We start from the raw sequence: 15,094 nt of genomic DNA, 5'->3' as shown, positions 1-15,094 counted from the left end.
GTCCACGCAAACCATAATGAGGCGAACAATGCGGCCCTCCGGCGACGGTGTAGTGCCTACCGCCGCCGCCAAAACCTCTATGCTAAGACTACCGAGGGCTTACAGCGCAGTTGGGACGTTCAGCGGTTGATCCATCATTGGGTACGCCCCCCCTGGGGACTCTAGGGCAAGCAGCCCCCTGCGATGGCCATGGGTTTCACAACCCGCCCCATCTCAATGGCTGAATTGCTCAATTCCAGGGGCTTTGAAGCCCTCCTACTTTAAAGAACCAGTGCCGAGGGCATCGCCCTATTTCCGAGTTGCAATATTACGGTTGTTGAAGAATCGGTTGATTTCCCTGGTTTCTAGGCACTCTAAGCCTAGGAACCAAGGAGGATGACTGGCAAAAGGTAATGGTCTGGGTTTCTGGGCTGGCCCAAAGGGGCGGCGGTAGGGTGCAGAGCATGTAGAAACAGCAAGGAAAAGAAGGGTAGGCGCATGGCCATGAACCCAAACCGAGTTTCGGTATCGGCGTCAGAGCAACGGCCCATCGAGAACGGGCCAGAAACCTTAGGCGGTGGGGCGAGGGAATCGCTGGAAGAGGAGGCCATGCTGCGGCTCTTTTTTGACCTCCCTTTCCTGGGCATGGTGATTTACGACCCGCACCAACAAACCTGGGTGCGGGTCAATGAGCGGTTTTGCACCATGCTGGGCTACAGTTGCGCTGAGATGCAGGAGTTATCTTGGAAGCAAGTGACCCATCCCCATGACGTGCAGACTGGGGTGACGAAAATCCAGCAGGTGCTAGCGGGGGAAACGGACGGCTATACCCGTGAGAAGCGATTTCTGCACAAGGATGGATCCTTAATCTATGCCCTGGTGGATGTGAAGGGGATTCGGGATGAATCGGGGCGGGTGGGGCATTTGCTCTGCACGATCCAAGACATAACGCCCTATCGGCAGGTGATCAAGTCTTTGCGCCACAGTGAAGAACGCTTTCGGGCCACCTTTGAGCAGGCAGCGGTGGGCATTGCCCATGTGGCCCCCGATGGAGCATGGCAGTGGGTGAACCAAACCCTGTGCGACATCGTGGGCTATGGCCGCGAGGAACTACTACAGCTTACCTTCCAAGACATTACCCACCCCGACGACTTGGATGCCGACCTGGCCTATGTGCAGGCAATGCTGGCGGGGCAGCGGCAGTCTTACACCATGGAGAAGCGCTACATCCGCAAGGATAGGAGCCTGGTGTGGGTCAGTCTCACGGTGTCCTTGGTGCGTGATGCCCAGCAGCAGCCCCAGTATTTTATTTCGGTGATTCAGGATATTTCCCAGGCGAAGCAAAACCAGGACACCCTGCGCCACTACACCCAGCGTCTTCAGGGACTACACACCATGGATCGGGCGATTTTGTCGAAGTTTCGCCCCCCTGCCATGGCCCAGGCGGCTCTCACCCTCTTGCATCAACTGCTGGGCTGCGAGCGAGGGTTGGTGGTGGTGTTCGATGGCCAAACGGCCCAGGCCGAAGTGGTGGCCGATACCGCCGACGTTCAGAATCGCCCCGCCGAAACCCGCTGGCCCCTGGGGGATTTTGTCTATGGCCAGGGTTCCGATCAGCCCCTTTGGCGCATCGATGACATCGCCACCCTCGATCAGCCCGTTCCCCTGCTGCAAGGGCTACAGGGCTACCACCAGCGGTCGGTGCTGACGGTGCCGCTGCGGGTGGATGGCCGAGTGATTGGCGAAATTACCCTGGCCGACCCCCAGGTGGCCTACTTTCAGGCCGACCACGAAGCCATGGCCCAGGAAACCGCCAATCACCTCGCCATTGCCCTGCAAAATGCCTGCCTATTCGAGCAGGTGCAAGCCGACCGCCAACGGTTACAGGATCTCTCCACCCAGCTTTTGGACGCCCAAGAATCGGAACGACGCTGGATTGCCCAAGAACTCCACGACGAAGTGGGCCAAGCCCTCACCGCCATTAAGCTCAATCTGCAACGGCTGCAACGGTTGATGGAGGATTGCCACGCCCTAGCGATCCTAGAGGATGGCCTGCACTTGGCCGATGGAGCCTTGCAGCAGGTGCGCAACCTCTCCCTCGACCTGCGCCCCTCCCTGCTAGACGATCTGGGTCTGGTGCCCGCCCTGCGTTGGTATGTCAGCCGCCACGCCGACCGCACGGGCTTAGCCGAAACCCTGATCTGCGATCTCCAACTCCCCCCGCTGCCCCCTGCCACCGAAACCGCCTGTTTCCGCATCGTTCAGGAAGCTCTGACCAACATTGCCCGCTATGCCCAGGCCCGCCAAGTCACCGTGCGGCTGGTCAGATCGGCCCAGTGGCTCTGCCTCACCATTAAAGATGATGGGGTAGGCTTTGATAGGGAGGCGGCTTACCACAGCCGAGGGGGCACCAGCCTAGGCTTGTTGGGCATGACGGAACGGGCACAGCACATTGGGGGGCACCTAGTCATCACCTCCAAACCTGGACAGGGCACCACGGTAGAACTTCAGGTTCCCCTGGTGCAGGAAGCTAGTCTCCCCCCAGAAACCTGCTTTGCGATCCCCTATCAGAACAACCATGGCACCCATTACTCTGATCATTGCCGATAATCACACCCTGGTTCGGGCCGGGTTTCGGGCCTTGGTGGAAGAACTGCCGGGGGTAGAGGTGGTGGGCGAAGCCGACAATGGCCGCGAAGCCCTCGTCCTGGTGGAATCTTTAAAGCCGCAACTGGTGCTGATGGACATTGCCATGCCCGAAATGAACGGACTAGAAGCCACTGCCCGCATCTCCCACGATTTTCCCCAGGTGCGGGTGCTGATTGTCTCCATGCACGCCAACGAAGAATATGTCTACCAAGCCCTGCGATCCGGGGCATCGGGCTATCTGCTCAAAGATAGTGGACTAAAGGAACTGGAGATCGCCGTTCGCGCCATTGCTAGGGGCGAAACCTACCTTTGCCCCGCCGTTTCTAAATACGTGGTGAAGGACTATGTGCGTCGCCTAGAATCTGAGGACACCCCCCTCGACCACATCACCCCCCGCCAACGGGAAATTTTGCAGTTGATCGTAGCGGGCAAAAGCACCAAGGACATTGCCGATATCCTCTACATCAGCGCCAAAACCGTAGAAACCCACCGCGCCCAACTGATGGATCGCCTCGACATCCACGACATCGCCGGACTGGTGCGCTACGCCATTCGTACCGGGCTGGTGGTGCTGGAGTAGGTTGCCCAAGTGCAAACAACTCAGGGATTTAGCCCCCAAAACTCAGGATCTTGCTGATGCTTGCCCACCGTCTGCGGCGTTAGGTTGGGAATAGCCCTGGTAGGGACGCGCCATCACCCAAAATCACCGCCCACCGTTGGGCTCACGTTTTAGGAGAACACCCTATGATCCTAAATCCGGCTTACTTACCCACGGTATCAGCGGGGGAGGAGACCTCGCCCCTAGGGTTTGTTGGGCTAGAAACCAGGGTTTTTCAATTCGGATTTGGTCTCAGGGTGCATTCTCCGTAAAATCCGCCAAACCCTGATATTCAGATCCTATCCACAGACCTATGGTGAAGGCAGAAGAAGAGCCTAGACGCGGTTTTTAGTGAATCAACCGACCAACAAGTTAACCCCAGGGAAAGGCCCACCGCCCCAACCCTGGAACCAGGGGCACCTAGATGTTGCGAGGCCACCATGAGTACCATCACCGACGAGGGCTACGCCACCCAGACGCTTCAGCCCACCAAGGACTCTGCCCCAACCCGATCCCCCGATCCCCGATCCCAGCGGCAATCCTTGCTGTGGACGCTGCGGTTAGTGCAGCGCATTCGCCGATCCCTCGATTTGGATGTGGTGCTACAAGCCACGGTTTCGGAGGTACGACGCTGGCTGCGGGTGGATCGGGTATTTTTGTTGGAATTTCAATCCGACTGGGGCGGCGTGGTGCTGGTGGAAGATCACCTGCCCCATTGCCAGACATTGCAGGGGCGGCGTTTCTACGATGATCACTTTGCCGAGCAATGGGTGAAGGTCTATGCCCAAGGCCGCATTCAAGCCGTAGACGATATTGAAACAGCGGGGTTTTCGCCCTGTCATCAAGACCTGCTGCGACAGTTGCAAGTGCGGGCTAATCTGGTTGTTCCTCTGCGGGTGCGGGGGCAACTGTGGGGGCTACTGGTGGCCCAACACTGCACGGCTCCCCGGCCCTGGGCCAACGAAGAACGACACACCCTCAAACAACTGGCCGACCATGTGGGCCTTGCCATCGAACAATCGGAACTTTACCACCAGACCCAAATTGCCCTGCTTCAGCAAACCCAGGCCGCCACCCAATGGAAGAAACAGTCGGCCCGAGTGCGGGAGCAACACCTCGCCAGCCTAGGCACCCTGGCTGGGGGGCTGGCCCACGATTTAGGCGAAATCCTAACGCCCATTTTCCTAGCAGCAGAAATGCTGAAGCAGCCCGCCCTCAACGAGCAACAGCAGCAGCTTTGGCTGAACCGCATTAAATCCAGCGCCCATCGAGGAGCCAGCCTAATCGACCAGGTGCTCGCCTTTGCCCAGGGGCTAGAGGGCCAACGTCACTCCCTCCAACTGGCCTACCTGCTGGGAGAACTAGTGCAAACCCTAGCCGAAACTGAGCCCGAATCCCGGCTGATCACCTCCCGGCTGCAAGCCACTCGCCTCTGGCCCGTGGAGGCCGATGCCACCCACCTCAACCAGGTTTTCACCAACCTGTGCCGCAATGCCTGCGACGCCATGCCCCAGGGTGGTCAACTACACCTCAGTGCCCATAATGTCTGGTGGCAGGGCGATGCGGCCTATCCCCAGCGATCCCCTGGCCCCTACGTGGTCGCCACCCTCACCGATACCGGAGAAGGCATGGCCCCAGAGGTCTGTGACCGCTGCCTAGAACCCTTCTTTACCACCCGTGCCCTAGAGGGCCATTCGGGCCTGGGCCTCTCCACCGCCCTAGGCTTGGTACAGGTCTATGGCGGCTGGCTCAACCTAAAAAGCCAACCCCAAGTGGGCACCACCATTGAGGTTTACCTGCCAGCCCAGGTGCCCGATTTAGACCTTCCCCTACTGCAACGGCGGCTAGCCCACTTGCCCACCCAGCCCACTACCCTGCTGCTGCTGCTGGCCGAGGCGGAGGATCGGGAACTGCTGCGGGCTATGCTCGCCAGTGGATCCCATACCGTTCTAACCACCGAGGACGGGGCCGAAGTTCTGGCTGCTGTGATTGAGCACCAGGCCAACCTGGGAGCTATCGTTTTAGATTTGGCCCTGTCCACCTTTAGCGCCGGAGCTATGGCCCGCCGCCTAGCCCAGATGGCCCCCCATATCCCCATCCTCACCGTTAACAGCAGTGCCCCCGTCCCCCCTATCGATCTAGACATTACCCCACCCCCCTGCGCCTCAAAGGAGGAGGATTTACCCTATTCCATGGCTATCCTGCTCACCAAGCTGGCCCAGGTATTGGCCTAAAGCAGTGGGTAAACCTAAGCCCCCACGGGCTGAGCTTCTCGGCTGGCCTCCCGGATGCCTTCGATGGCCCAGAGAGTGGCCTCTGGAGTGGCGGGCAGGCCCAGGGGCACGTAGTCAGCATCCCCAAAGGCGGCGACGGCGGCGCGGATCGCCTCCCGGACGGACATGGCCAGCATGAAGGGGGGTTCGCCTACCGCTTTGCTGCCGTAGATGACACCGTCTTGGGAAGCGCGTTCTAGCAGGTGGATGGTGAAGTTTTCCGGGATTTCGCTGATGGTGGGAATTTTGTAGGTGCTGGGGGCAAAGGTGCGGAGGCGACCTTCGCCATCCCAAACTAACTCCTCCATGGTCAGCCAGCCCATGCCCTGGACAAAGCCGCCTTCAATTTGGCCCTTATCCACCAAGGGATTAAGGGATTCGCCGACATCGTGAACGATATCCACCTGGCGCAGCTTAAAGGTGCCCGTAAAGCCGTCTACTTCTACTTCAGACACCGCAGACCCGTAGGCGAAATAGTAGAAGGGGCGACCCTTGCCCAGCTTGGGATCCCAAAAGATGTTGGGGGTACGGTAGAAGCCCGTGGCGGCGAGGCTGATCCGTTCGCTGTAGGTTTGCTGCACCACCTCATCAAAGGAAATCCGAGCGCTGGGGTAGGTGCGGCAGTAGATCCAGTCGTCCTCGAATACCATGTCTTCGGGGGCGTCTAGGTTCAGCATTCGCACCGCCACGGCAGCGAGGCGATCCCGCAGGATTTCGCAGGCATTTTTCACCGCTTGGCCGTTGAGGTCTGAGCCGCTGGAGGCTGCTGTGGCGGAGGTGTTGGGCACTTTGTCGGTGCTGGTGTGCATCATGCGGATGCGGTCGATTTTTACCCCCAGGGCCTTGGCGGCGACTTGGATCATCTTGGTATGGAGACCTTGCCCCATTTCGGTGCCGCCGTGGTTGAGCTGAATGCTGCCATCGGTATAGATCAGCACTAGGGATCCGGCTTGGTTGTACTGCACCTTGTTGAAGGAAATGCCGAATTTGACCGGGGTGATGGCCAGACCGCGCTTTTTGTAGGGGCTGCTGGCGTTGAAGGCGGCGATTTCGGCCTGTCGGGTCTCGTAGTTAGAATTGGCCTTGGCCTCCTGCCACACGCGGGCAATGCGGTTATCGACGATTTCCTGGCTGTAGTGGGTGGTGCTGGTTTCCCCGGTGCCGTGGTAGAAGTTGCGTTCGCGCACCACGTCCGGCGGCAAATTCAGGGTACGGGCAATGCGATCTACCACCTCCTCGGCCACAATCATCCCCTGGGGGCCACCAAAGCCCCGGTAGGCGGTGTTCGAGACTCGGTTCGTCTTGGCGATGCGCCCCTCTACCTCCAGGTTGGGGATGTAGTAGGCGTTGTCTACATGGAGCATGGCCCGCGCCAGTACCGGGGGCGAGAGGTCGAGGCTCCAGCCGCCATCGGCCACCAGCAGCGCCTTCATGGCCAGAATTTTGCCCTCGTGGTCAAAGCCAACCTCGTACTGGTTCAAGAATCCGTGGCGCTTCCCGGTGATCAACATATCGTGGTGCCGCCGCAGCCGTACCCGTGCCGGACGACCCGTTTTATAAGTCGCCAAGGCCGCCGCCGCCGCAAAGGGATTCGCCTGGGATTCCTTACCACCAAAGGCACCGCCCATCCGCAGACAGGTACAGACCACCTGGTTCTTAGACAGGCCCAGCACACGGGCAACGATTTCCTGGGTTTCGGTGGGGTGCTGGGTGGAGGCGAAGACCTGAAGATTGCCCTCGCCATCGGGCACCGCCCAACTGGTTTGGGTTTCGAGGTAAAAGTGATCCTGTCCGCCCACCTCGACCTCACCAGAGAAGGTATGGGGTGCTTGGGCCAGGGCCGCATCGGCATCCCCCCGCCGAATGAACTGAGGGTCGTTGTGGTAGCTGCTGGCGGCGATGGCCTCCTGTACGGTCTTCAGGGCAGGCAGGGGTTCATACTCAACCACCACCCTACCCGCCGCTTCGCGAGCAGCCTCTTCCGTTTCGCCCACCGCCCAAGCGACGACTTGGCCGTAGTAATAGACCTCATCGGTGGGCAGCAGCACTTCATCGTGAACGATCACCCCGGTGTTGTTTTCCCCCGGCACATCGGCGGCGGTGAGCACCGTCACACAACCCTCAACCTCCAGGGCCGGACTCGGATCCAGCTTGGTAATTTTGGCGTGGGTGTGGGGCGAAATCACCGGAAACAGCGACAACATCCCCAACGGCTCCCGCTGATCGTCGGTGTAGACCGCTGTTCCGCTCACATGGGCAACGGCGCTTTCGTGGCTCTTACGCTGACCAACTGGACTCATGGGGGATTACCTCTTTTTTCTGGGGAGTACTGGGAAAACAGGGGATGCTAAAACGGAGCATGGTCTAGCTTTTGAGCAAAGCTACTCACGGCAGATTTCCTTTTGATCGAGGTCTAAAAATAGGCTCTCTGCACTTAAAGCTAGGTCTTCATCGGTTAATGGTGGAAAATCAAAATTAACCAGTCGCCTCAAAATCTCTAGCGCAATCTCCATCTGATCTGCATTAGACAAGCGATCAAATTGACTGAGAATTTCTTGGGCTAGGACGGTCATTAAGATTCACCATTACGGAAGAACAGTGTATTCGTGAGGGCATTTTGTCTACTTCCGGCTCCCCTCTCCCCGTGGGAGAGGGGCTAGGGGTGAGGGCCAACGGGGGATGGTGGGCGGTGCCCATCCTACGGGAATTCGGAGAAGAATTTCTCGAACAAATTCACGACCAGGCGCTTGCGATACTCGGCGCTGCCTCGTAGGTCGGTTAGCGGCGTAAAGGCTTCTTGCAAAATGGGCTTCACCGCTTGGATGGTGCTGGAGTTCCAGGGTTTGCCGGCCAGGAAGGCTTCAGCTTCGGTTGCCCTAGCAGGAGTGGCGGCGACCCCACCGTAGCCCAGACGGGCGTGGAGGATCTGGTTATTGGCATCCACATCCACCAAAAAGGCGGCGGCGACGATGCTGATATCGTCGGTGCCGCGTTTGCCGATTTTGTAGGACTGGGCGAGGCGGCGATCTGTCCCTGGAGTAGTCGCTTTGGGAATGGTGACGGAGACAATTACCTCGCCGGATTGCAACTGGGTTTGGCGATAGCCGAGGAAGAAATCCGCCAGGGGCATTACCCGTTCGCCGCTGGGGCCAGCCAGCTTGAGGGTGGCATCAAGCGACAGCAGCACTGGGGGCATATCGCCAATGGGAGATGCCGTGCCAATGTTGCCGCCCAGGGTGGCTCGGTTGCGCACTTGCCGCGCCGCGAACCAGTGGATCATCTCATCCATGCTGGGGAAGAGGCCATGCAGGTTAGTTTCGATGTGGCTGAGGGGCACGGCAGCGCCAATTTCTACAAAATCCGCTGTGTTCTGCACCTGCTTCAGTTCCGTGACGGCTTCTAGGGAAATCAGAATCGGGTAGTGCTGCCGATGCCAGCTCATTTCTAGACCCAGATCCGTGGCTCCAGCGACCAGGGTGGCGTTGGGATGCTGTTGCAGCAGGGTTAGGACATCGGCGAGGGAGTCAGGACGGTAGAACTGCTCCTCGCGTCCGGTGTAGGCCAGGGGCAACAGATCCGTGGAGGCCGAGGCCAACTGTGCCGAAAAGCTGTCCTGGGGAGCGTCGGCGGCCACCATTTCGGCGGCGCGACGAATGGGGATATAGCCCGTGCAGCGACAGAGGTTGCCTTCCACCGAGAGGTCATCCGGCCCGCCGTTGTAGTAGGCCGCAAACAGGCTCATGATGAAGCCCGGAGTGCAGTAGCCACACTGGGATCCGCCCGTTTCCACCATCGCCGCCTGGACGGGGTGCAACTGCTCTAGGGTAACGGGTTCTTTCACGAGGGGACTCTTGGGAATGCGGCACTGGGCAATGCCATCCGCCGTATACACCTGCCGCCCCGCCACCGCACCGAGGGGAATCAGGCAGCTATTCACCGCCTGGTAGTGGGGTTTGCCATCGGCCCCTTCGCCAATGATGGCCACGGTGCAAGCGCCACAGTCGCCATCGCCACAGCCCTCCTTAGTGCCCGCCCGTCCGCTCAGGCGTAGGTATTCCAGCAGGGTCATCGCCGGGGAGAGGGCTTCGACGGAGACAGGCTCTCCGTTGATGGTAAGGGTGAGTTGGGTGTCGAGTTGTTGAGTCACAGATTGCTGAGTCACAGAGCTGCTTCGTCTAGGGATAACCTTGCACAGCGCCGCCTTCGATGCAGGAATGGGCCTTCGCTAACCGCCATACACCAGAAAACCGGGCAAGAAACACGATCTAACCCGGCTGTTGTTGAGGAAGCTAACGAGACAGCATCCGTTTGTCCATCATCGTTGTCGCTATAGACGTTGAGGCTAATCGGTTGTGACAGTGAACATAAGTAGCCCTGACTACAAAGTGACGATTTTTAATGCCAAATTTGTTTTTAAGGGTTGTAGCCCCTGCGGCGACTGGGCTAGCTTTCGGTGCAGAGGCCAAATTCTCGCAGGGCAGGGAGAAAATTGTGGTTTTCGTGGCTGGGGCGGCTGAGCTTTATCAATGCGAACCGCTGTAGGGGACTGAATCCTTGCCAGTGAGTTAGGGTGAGGGAACAACCTAGTTCCTCGGCCCGTTGCTGCACGGCGAGCGGAATTACCTCGGCCTGCAACCAGGCCGGATGGGGATCGATGGCCAGGGTTTTCAGGGGGCCGCTCTGGTGTTGGTCTACCAGGGTGGCGACATAATCTCGATAGGTGGCCACGGTCTCTGGCCCATCGCAGGGGCGTTCTACAAGCTGCTGCCGTTCCGCCCAGTCAAAGCGGTTCCACTGGGCCAGGGAAAGCTTGATGCCGCAGGTATCCAATTTTAGCCGCACCCCCATGGGGACACAGTGCAGGGTATCGGCAAAATCCAATTCAAACTGAAACAGGGTATCGGTCATGGGTGGCCCACCTGCGGACAATATCAAGGGCAACTAACGCGACTGAAGTTGTAGCTGATAGTACTGACCATTGTGGGTGATCAGGAGGGGCGCTGGGGCGTTGGCGGGCGGGGCTGGGGTGGGGCGGGGTGGGGCGCTGGGGTGGGGCGCTGGGGTGAGCAGGATGCGATCCACCTGGGCACCCCTGGGCAGGGTGAGGGCTTGGGCGAGGCGGCTGTCTTGCTCCAGTTGGTCGGTGAGGGACACCAGGGTGCCTAGGCCGTTGATGAGGTTGCGAATGTTGTTGCGCAGGGTGGGATCTCCGGTCAGTTCGTCCACATCGGCGATCACCTTGTGGGCACTTTGGAAAACACTGCGGGCCGAATCGAGGGTCTGTTGCAACATCACCAGGTTTTCGGGGGTGTTGGCAGCGGCGGTGAGGGCACGGATATCGGCCATGGCGGCACTGGCATCGGTGGAGAGGCGGTCGAGGTTGGCGATAAACTGGCTGTCCTGAATTTCAGGGGACAGGGTGGCCATGATGGTTTCGAGGTGGGCGCTGCTGCGGCTGAGGCTGTCGAGGGTGGTGACGAGACTGTTGCGGTTGCGATTGATCAGGCCGTTGACTTCGCTGCCTGTGATTTCAAACTGGTTGGCCGCTGAGCCAATGGCGGTGGCGGTATTACCAATTTCCGTGAGGGTGCCATCGAGGTTATCGGTGGCCCGGTTGGCGGAGGCCATCAATGGCCCTAGGTCGGTCTGCACCTGCTGAGATAGGCGGGTTAATTCCCCGGAAAGCACCGTGGCGCTGGCGGCAAACTCCGACGCATTTTCCAGGGTGCGGTTGAGATTGGCGGTCAGTTTCGGGTCGGAAAAGGTAGTGGCTAACTCTTCGGCGGATCGAATCAAGGATTCGTAGCTGGCTCCCACTTGCCCCACTCGCTGATCGCCATGGCAGAGAATTTGGTCTCGGTTGCAGTTGGGTTCAAAGGGGGTGAGGCTGACTGTGGCCACCGTCAGGTCTTGCTGGGGGGTGATGTCGATGGTGGTTTCGCCAATCAGGCCCGCTTGGTTGACGGCAATCAACGAGTCGCTGGGGATCAGCAAGGTCGGTGGGCTGATTTCCACATCAACCTCCACCTGGTTAGACCCCGGACGAATGGCCAGCACTCGCCCTACGCGCACCCCCCGAAACCGTACCGCCGCCCCCTCTTGAACGCCGAGGGTATTGGTAAACAGAAAGGTGGCTCGGTAGCTCTGCTGCCTGGGGTTGTAACCGCGCAGCCACAGTACCATGCCGCCAAATAGCCCCGCCGCCATCACTATCAGCAGCCCGACTGAACCTTCTCGAATGGCCCGTTCCCGCATCATCGCTCCTTAGGTTATCGTCCGGTGCGCCCTGCGCCTAGTTCAGCCCTTTGGCCATCATCCCCTGACCATTGCGCTCCCCACGGATGGGTTTGCCCCATTATGGGGCCATCTGAATGGGGCCTTCAACCTGGCCGCTAAAGAATTGCCGCACATAGGGATTGTCGGTTTCGTCAATGGCGTCAATGGGGCCACTCCACTGAATTTTACCCCGATGCAGAAAAATCACCCGGTCGGCGGTGCGGCGAATGGTGCTGTCTTGGTGGGTGACAATCAGGTACGAGCCACAGCCATGCCCCCGCTGAATATCGCGAATCAGATCCTCAATCACCGTCGAGGCGATGGGATCGAGGCCAGCGGTCGGTTCATCGTATAGCAGCAGGGCGGGCCGATCCTGGGGATGTTCAGGATTGCTGATAATGGCTCTGGCAAAGCTCACCCGCTTGCGCATCCCCCCAGAGAGTTCCGCCGGGTAGCGACTGCCAATGCCCGGAAGCCCCACCATCTCCAGCACCTCCGCCACCAGTTGCCGAATGTGGCGACGGGGCAAGGTGGAATGCTGATAGAGCAAAAAGCCCACATTTTCCTCCACCGTCAGCGAGTCGAACAGGGCCGCCTGCTGAAACACCATGCCAATCCCGACAGGATCTTGGGCATCCTCAATCAACCCCCGCCGCCGCTGACCCGCTATATAGATCTCGCCCGCATCGGCAGGCAACAACCCAGCAATGATCCGCAGAATCGTCGATTTCCCAGTTCCCGATGGGCCAATGATGGCCACCGCCTCCCCCGGATAGACCGTCATCGCCACCTGATCGAGCACCTGGTTACTGCCAAAGCACTTGGAGATACCCTCCAGTTGCAACAGAGCCTCCTGGCCACAGTCTGTCCCAGGCAGGGCACCCAGGGTAGAGTCCCCTGCCGCCACCGGAGGATGAGGATTAATCGGAGGATTGGGGTGGGCATTCATAAGAGATTCCGAAACGACCGTTTTTTTGACGACCACGCGGGAGTACCTAACCCTAACCAACGGGAGACACCCACACACTGTCCCCATTATGGAGGATTACCCAAAGGCCATGCTGTTTAGACGGCTGATCTGAGACTTGTGACCTGGGGGCTACATCGCCTGTCGAACGTTTGCCAGACCAACCGCCAGGGGCAAGGATAGCGGTCATCTCTAGGGAACAGGCTACGATAAAACCACAGATGCGCTCACTCCATTCCCCGCTGGCCTATGCCCTTAGCATCCACCCCAATTCCCTGGCTCCAGGTAATGACGGATCGCATCGTTATTGTGCCCTGGATCATCAGAATAACTACCTATCGCTTGCCCAACCTTACCCCCCTGTGAGGAAACGTTGATGAATCTAGGACAACGGCGATTCTGCGCCCTCTGGCTGGCCCCTTTGGCTGGGCTGCTGGTCACCGCTTCCCCGCTGCTGGCCCAAACCCTGCCCCTGCCGGATCATCTCACCGACCTAAATTCTGCCGAGGGACAGGCGCGGTTGCGGGATAGCGAAGCCCTGGCCGATTACGTGCCCCTGACCAGCCAGTTTGTCACCCAAATTAACCAAGCCTTTTGTGGCGTGGCCAGTATGGTGATGGTACTGAATGCCCTGAACGTGCCCGCCCCCCTCGCGCCGGAATGGGAACGCGGCTACTTTACCCAGGAGAATCTTTTTAACGACCAAACCGAGGCGATTATTCCCCAGGCCACCATCGCACGGCAGGGGCTAACCCTGGCGGAATTGGCCGGAATCTTGTCCACCTATCCCGTTCAGGTGGACATTCACCACGGCAGCGAGGTCAGCCTAGGCGAATTTCGCGACCTGATTCGTGCCAACCTCGATACCCCTGGCAACTATGTGTTGATCAACTACCTGCGCCGCACTATTGGCCAAGAACGGGGTGGCCACATTTCCCCCATCGCCGCCTACGATGCCGATACCGACCAGTTTTTAATTTTGGATGTGTCGCGCTACAAGTATCCCCCTGTGTGGGTGGAGGCTGATTTGCTGTGGCAGGCGATTAACACCGTAGATTCGGTATCGGGCCAAACCCGTGGTTTTTTGTTGATTGAGGCGCAATCTGGGGATAAGTGATCTGTCTAGCCTAAGTTTGTAGATCAAGCCCTAACAGAGCCTTGCCTTGCCATAGCCCCCTAGACTGTCACGCCTAAACCCCCATGTCTGACCTAGACCTGATTCGCCAACTGGAAGAACGCCTGGGCCGTCCCCTAGAAGAAATTCCCGAAGCCCGGTTTGAGCGGCATAACCAGGTTGCGGCATGGGATTGGTATAGTCCTGGCCGTATCAATCAGAATTCTTACTCTATAACGTGTGACGGAGCCGTTAGTGGACTATTTCTGCAACCAGTACCTCATGATATATTAACTAATTATCCTTTCTGGAAGTTTAGAAAAGTCAAGTATTTATATCTGAATCGCCTCAAATTGCCTGACTTTTCATGGTTGGCAAATCTTAAAGATCTGACATCATTGTCCCTAAGTCAAAGTCAAGTCATTGACACTTCGTTTTTAGCTAAGCTGCAAAATCTTGAGTTTCTAGATTTAAGTAATGTTGAAGCTATCGATACGTCATCTCTGGCAGAGATGAAAAGCCTAGTTTCGCTTACTCTAAGCTCTACTCAAATCACTAATATCTCATTTTTAACAAGACTAAAAAGACTTGCTTCACTTAATTTAAGTCTTAATCAAATTAACGATTATTCATGCTTGTCAGAACTTGGAAATCTCACGTCATTAGATCTAAGTGACAATGAAATTGATGATTTCTCATTTTTAGCAAGATCAAAAAGACTTACCTCACTAGATTTAAGTTCCAATCAAATCAGTGATATTTCTTTTTTAGAAAAACTAAAAGAACTCGAATTCTTGTGCTTAAGAGACAACAAAATTAGTGATGCTTCATTTTTATCTTCGCTAGAAAGACTCAAAAAACTAGATTTGGGAGATAATAAAATAATCAAATATTCTTGTTTAGGAGAGATAAGGGGACTTACGTCGCTGAGCTTAAGTCGTAATAGAATTAGCGATATTTCTTTCTTGATTACGATGACAGAATTAATATCGCTAGATTTGAGTGGCAATAATATTAGTGATATTTCAGCCTTGTCAGAGTTAAGGCAGCTTGAATTTCTGGATTTAAGTGAAAATGAACTCAGCGACAGCGATTATTCATTTTTGAAAGAGCTTAAAAAACTCACCTCACTAAGCTGTTAGTCATCTAAACTGCGTATAATACATTAAAATTCTGGAATAAGCCATGGGAGTCAGAAACTATCTAACGTCAGAGGAAAAGCAAGAGCTTCAGAAGCA

11 protein-coding genes and 1 pseudogene are annotated in these 15,094 nt (G+C 57.3%); 6 read left to right on the top strand and 6 right to left on the bottom strand.

Translation table 11 applies throughout. The annotated features are described in order from the left end of the window. The 4 genes and pseudogenes from H6G62_RS23485 to H6G62_RS23470 form a co-directional block, all read left to right on the top strand. Positions 1–264 (top strand): annotated as a pseudogene (locus tag H6G62_RS23485) (IS1 family transposase); the annotation flags it as partial. A gap of 213 nt (positions 265–477) precedes the next feature. Then, positions 478–2,589 (top strand): PAS domain S-box protein, encoded by a 2,112-nt coding sequence (locus H6G62_RS23480; protein WP_190499728.1) that lies wholly within the window; start codon positions 478–480, stop codon positions 2,587–2,589. Beyond that, the gene (locus tag H6G62_RS23475) at positions 2,558–3,208 is read left to right on the top strand and encodes a response regulator transcription factor (RefSeq protein WP_190499727.1); all 651 of its coding nucleotides are present in this window, start codon (positions 2,558–2,560) and stop codon (positions 3,206–3,208) included. Before H6G62_RS23480 ends, H6G62_RS23475 begins: the two co-directional genes overlap by 32 nt. Before the next feature lie 458 nt (positions 3,209–3,666). Beyond that, complete coding sequence (locus tag H6G62_RS23470; RefSeq protein WP_190499725.1) at positions 3,667–5,460, top strand: GAF domain-containing protein; 1,794 nt, start codon at positions 3,667–3,669, stop codon at positions 5,458–5,460. A gap of 14 nt (positions 5,461–5,474) precedes the next feature. Here H6G62_RS23470 and xdhB read toward each other — a convergent pair whose 3' ends face one another. The 6 genes from xdhB to H6G62_RS23440 form a co-directional block, all read right to left on the bottom strand. Next, positions 5,475–7,799, bottom strand: a complete 2,325-nt coding sequence (xdhB, locus tag H6G62_RS23465) for a xanthine dehydrogenase molybdopterin binding subunit (RefSeq protein ID WP_190499724.1) — start codon at positions 7,797–7,799, stop codon at positions 5,475–5,477. An 81-nt stretch (positions 7,800–7,880) separates the two neighbouring features. Then, positions 7,881–8,072: a hypothetical protein gene (locus H6G62_RS23460; protein WP_190499722.1), complete on the bottom strand. Its 192-nt coding sequence runs from the start codon at positions 8,070–8,072 to the stop codon at positions 7,881–7,883. Positions 8,073–8,197: 125 nt separating this feature from the next. Then, the gene (xdhA, locus tag H6G62_RS23455) at positions 8,198–9,661 is read right to left on the bottom strand and encodes a xanthine dehydrogenase small subunit (RefSeq protein WP_206755656.1); all 1,464 of its coding nucleotides are present in this window, start codon (positions 9,659–9,661) and stop codon (positions 8,198–8,200) included. Between the two features lie 281 nt (positions 9,662–9,942). Further along, positions 9,943–10,407 (bottom strand): nitrate reductase associated protein, encoded by a 465-nt coding sequence (locus H6G62_RS23450; RefSeq protein WP_190499720.1) that lies wholly within the window; start codon positions 10,405–10,407, stop codon positions 9,943–9,945. A gap of 33 nt (positions 10,408–10,440) precedes the next feature. Continuing rightward, positions 10,441–11,757 (bottom strand): MlaD family protein, encoded by a 1,317-nt coding sequence (locus tag H6G62_RS23445; protein WP_199325199.1) that lies wholly within the window; start codon positions 11,755–11,757, stop codon positions 10,441–10,443. A 97-nt stretch (positions 11,758–11,854) separates the two neighbouring features. Beyond that, positions 11,855–12,724 (bottom strand): ABC transporter ATP-binding protein, encoded by an 870-nt coding sequence (locus H6G62_RS23440; RefSeq protein ID WP_190499718.1) that lies wholly within the window; start codon positions 12,722–12,724, stop codon positions 11,855–11,857. Between the two features lie 394 nt (positions 12,725–13,118). Between H6G62_RS23440 and H6G62_RS23435 the strand changes: the two genes are divergently transcribed. Beyond that, the gene (locus tag H6G62_RS23435; RefSeq protein WP_190499716.1) at positions 13,119–13,859 is read left to right on the top strand and encodes a phytochelatin synthase family protein; all 741 of its coding nucleotides are present in this window, start codon (positions 13,119–13,121) and stop codon (positions 13,857–13,859) included. Between the two features lie 83 nt (positions 13,860–13,942). Continuing rightward, on the top strand, positions 13,943–14,998 hold the full coding sequence (locus tag H6G62_RS23430; RefSeq protein WP_190499713.1) for a leucine-rich repeat domain-containing protein: 1,056 nt from the start codon (positions 13,943–13,945) through the stop codon (positions 14,996–14,998). Positions 14,999–15,094: the final 96 nt, after the last annotated feature.

Origin of the sequence: Phormidium sp. FACHB-1136 (assembly GCF_014697375.1) — a bacterium.
In the GTDB taxonomy this organism is placed as follows: Bacteria; Cyanobacteriota; Cyanobacteriia; order Phormidesmidales; family Phormidesmidaceae; genus Nodosilinea.
This window is presented reverse-complemented; position numbering and strand designations above follow the sequence as displayed.

What these genes read in the sequence shown, in the direction of transcription:
- H6G62_RS23480 (WP_190499728.1), top strand. Translation starts at nt 478, where the DNA reads ATGGCCATGAACCCAAACCGAGTTTCGGTATCGGCGTCAGAGCAACGG.
- H6G62_RS23475 (WP_190499727.1), top strand. Translation starts at nt 2,558, where the DNA reads ATGGCACCCATTACTCTGATCATTGCCGATAATCACACCCTGGTTCGG.
- H6G62_RS23470 (WP_190499725.1), top strand. Translation starts at nt 3,667, where the DNA reads ATGAGTACCATCACCGACGAGGGCTACGCCACCCAGACGCTTCAGCCC.
- xdhB (WP_190499724.1), bottom strand. Translation starts at nt 7,799, where the DNA reads ATGAGTCCAGTTGGTCAGCGTAAGAGCCACGAAAGCGCCGTTGCCCAT.
- H6G62_RS23460 (WP_190499722.1), bottom strand. Translation starts at nt 8,072, where the DNA reads ATGACCGTCCTAGCCCAAGAAATTCTCAGTCAATTTGATCGCTTGTCT.
- H6G62_RS23450 (WP_190499720.1), bottom strand. Translation starts at nt 10,407, where the DNA reads ATGACCGATACCCTGTTTCAGTTTGAATTGGATTTTGCCGATACCCTG.
- H6G62_RS23445 (WP_199325199.1), bottom strand. Translation starts at nt 11,757, where the DNA reads ATGATGCGGGAACGGGCCATTCGAGAAGGTTCAGTCGGGCTGCTGATA.
- H6G62_RS23440 (WP_190499718.1), bottom strand. Translation starts at nt 12,724, where the DNA reads ATGAATGCCCACCCCAATCCTCCGATTAATCCTCATCCTCCGGTGGCG.
- H6G62_RS23435 (WP_190499716.1), top strand. Translation starts at nt 13,119, where the DNA reads ATGAATCTAGGACAACGGCGATTCTGCGCCCTCTGGCTGGCCCCTTTG.
- H6G62_RS23430 (WP_190499713.1), top strand. Translation starts at nt 13,943, where the DNA reads ATGTCTGACCTAGACCTGATTCGCCAACTGGAAGAACGCCTGGGCCGT.